The sequence below is a fragment of the Polaribacter glomeratus genome, from assembly GCF_002954665.1.
Classification (GTDB): Bacteria; Bacteroidota; Bacteroidia; order Flavobacteriales; family Flavobacteriaceae; genus Polaribacter; species Polaribacter glomeratus.
Map to the genome: position 1 here is coordinate 2,124,958 of NZ_MSCM01000001.1, position 2,822 is coordinate 2,127,779.

At 26.3% G+C, this 2,822-nt stretch carries 2 protein-coding genes; both read left to right on the forward strand.

Going from position 1 to position 2,822, the window contains the following annotated elements; translation table 11 throughout:
• Window positions 1-907, forward strand: a 907-nt coding sequence (locus BTO16_RS09035) for a DUF6731 family protein (protein ID WP_211298214.1), incomplete at its 5' end; no start/stop codon positions are given.
• 693 nt (window positions 908-1,600) lie between these two features.
• Window positions 1,601-2,161, forward strand: coding sequence for a hypothetical protein (locus BTO16_RS09045; RefSeq protein WP_105021261.1), 561 nt, complete (start codon window positions 1,601-1,603; stop codon window positions 2,159-2,161).
• Window positions 2,162-2,822: the final 661 nt, after the last annotated feature.

Below are 2,822 nucleotides of genomic sequence, written 5' to 3' on the forward strand. Positions count from 1 at the left end.
CAAATTACCTAAAAAAACTATGAGAGAATTAAGTATCAATTATTACAAAATAACACCATTAGTTTCTGAAGAACAACTTTTTGAATCACAAGAAGAATTGAAAAGTGCATTTCATTTTCCAAACGACAGAGAATACAATAGTGTTTACCAAACAAACGGAACAGTTGATTTGTATGGAGATAGAGTTTTAAGAAATAACTATATATTAGGAACTTTCACATTTATACAGTTAGAAAACATACCACCTAAACAAAATACAATCACAAAAAACATAGAAGATTTACAACTTGAAGAAACTGACGGACTTGGACATCAAACTTCTTTCCTATTTGATACGTTAACTAATATTATTGTAGTTGTAAGTAGAAGACCTGGAGTAAATACAAGTTCAATATATCGTTTCGTAAAGGAAAACTTTGATATTTGTAGGTTTTCACTCGAATTTATACAGAAACCTTCATCATTGGAGAATTTTTTAAGAACATCAAGTTATAAAAAACTTAAAGTAAAATTAGCTCATCCAACTGCAATTGGACATTTAATTGGAGAAGATAGTAGCGTAAAGAACACTTTAGATCTTATGGACAAGTTTGCTTCTAATAAAATTAGCTTTGAAGTTGAATCTATGACAAGAGAATCTTTAGATATTGGAACAGTTAGAAATTTCGTGAATTTAGTAAGGAGGAATTTTTCTGAAAATATCGAAGTATTGAGAATTACTGGAAATGATGAAAATGTAGAGGAAAAAACTTTTGACTTTATTTCAAATAGAATAAAACAAAAAATTGAAGTAGAAGTAACTCGATTTGGAAATTTTAGAACAAAAGAAGTTTATGACCAATTGGTTTTAAAATATTCAGAAGTAGTTGTATCTTTAAGAAATACATATTCAAATATAAATGAGTAAAATAACTGAAAAATATTATCCATTAGTTATCTCTATTGTAACGACTATTTCAATCTTTGTCATTGACAGGGATTTAATAAAAGTTATAAAATTTGGAGAATTAATTAATTCTACTCTGATAGTTTTTAGTGTATTACTTGGTTTTTTACTTACAGTTACGACACTAATGCACACAATTGACAATGAAAAAATGAATACATTAAGACAAACAGGAAACTATTTGGATTTAATAGGCTATTTAAATAAAGCTGTTTATTCTGCGTTATTCACATCTGTTTTTTCTTTATTTAAGCCTTTGTTTGAAAAATTTATTTTTTTTACAAATTTCTATAATTTTGATTTGAAACTTGTCATTAAATATTTATTCGTATTCCTAATAATTCTTTCAATTTCATATACATTTAGATTTATAAATTTATTTTTAAAGATAATATCGTGAAATAAAAAAACTGCTTACAACACCGTATAAAAAAAATTGCTGGTTTTAGCCTACTTACGAAAGTCCTCGCGGACTTTGTTTGTTCGTGTTTATTTATTAACTTTATTGCTTAAAACACGCAACTTTTCTTATACAACCACGTTGGGCAACATTAAAAAATAAAAATTGTAAACCCATATCAGGAAAAGACAAAGAAAATCACGAAAATTACGAAAATTACGAAAATTACGAAAATCAATAATTTAAAGAAAAAAATGAAAAAGAACTTACTAATAATAATGTTTGGAATTTTAACAACGCTGAATTATGCGCAAGAAAAAATAGACACTAAAACGGAAAAAGTTTGGCGAGTTAATTTTTTAAATCCTGCAATTGAATTAGAAATGCCAGTTTCAAAAAAAGGAACATTTTCTGCTGGTTTAGGAATTGGTTATGGAGCTCCTTATGATGAAATTTCTGTTTCACCTTATAATGAATTTCTTTACAGTTTTAATCCTTTTATAGATTTACAGTATAAGAGATTTTATAATTTAGAAAAAAGAAAAGCAAAAAACTTAAATACGGAAAATAATTCTGGTAATTTTGTTTCTTTAAGATTTTTAACAAGAGGAAATACAATAGAAAGTAATTTTATAAGAAGCTCAAATTTTGACTTTGCTTTTGGTCCAACTTGGGGAATACAAAGAAAATATGGAAAGAACTTTCATTTATTATTTGACATAGGACCTCATTATTATTTTGACACAGATGGAAATGGTGGCTTTTTTCCAATAATGTTCCAACTGAATTTAGGTTTTAATTTAAAAAAGAAATAAAAAACGTTGCCCAACACCGTGTATAAAATATTGCTATATTTAGTATAATTTAAAACTAGTTGCTTTTTTTGTAACTTCTGAATTTCTGCCGAAATTCCTCGTTCACAAAAACGCAACATTCAATACACAACAACGTTGCAAAAAACTGTCGGAAAAAATCCGTTCTTCTAAATTAGATCTAGTTTTTAACATTTTAAATCACTAAAAAAGGAAAAAATAATCGGAAAAATTCGTTTCTAAAAGTTAAAAATTTTGAATTTTATAAACTAAAAAGTTAAAGCGGAAAAAAATTAGATTTTAAAAATGCGGAACACTTTCTGCAAAATCTTTTTTATGGGAATTTAGCAAGTTTCGGAATTGTAAAACGTGTGAATTTCCTCAAATTGGAAAAAACTTATATTGCGGAATTTAGCTAAAAACGGAATTTATTATTTTTGTGGGAATTTTTACTCAAACTTTAAAATTAGAAAATTAAAATCGTAATTTTATAAAATCGGAAAAATATTGAAATTAATAATAAAAAAACAGCATTTTGCAACACCGTGTATAAAATATTACTATAAATACATAAACTAAAACATATTGCTTTTTTGCAAACTACTGAATTTCCGCTGGAAATTCCTCGTTCACAAAAACGCAACATTTAATACACAACAACGTT

Bases quoted from the DNA above. Each gene is read 5' to 3' on its own strand.
- BTO16_RS09045 (WP_105021261.1), top strand. From the start codon at position 1,601: ATGAAAAAGAACTTACTAATAATAATGTTTGGAATTTTAACAACGCTG.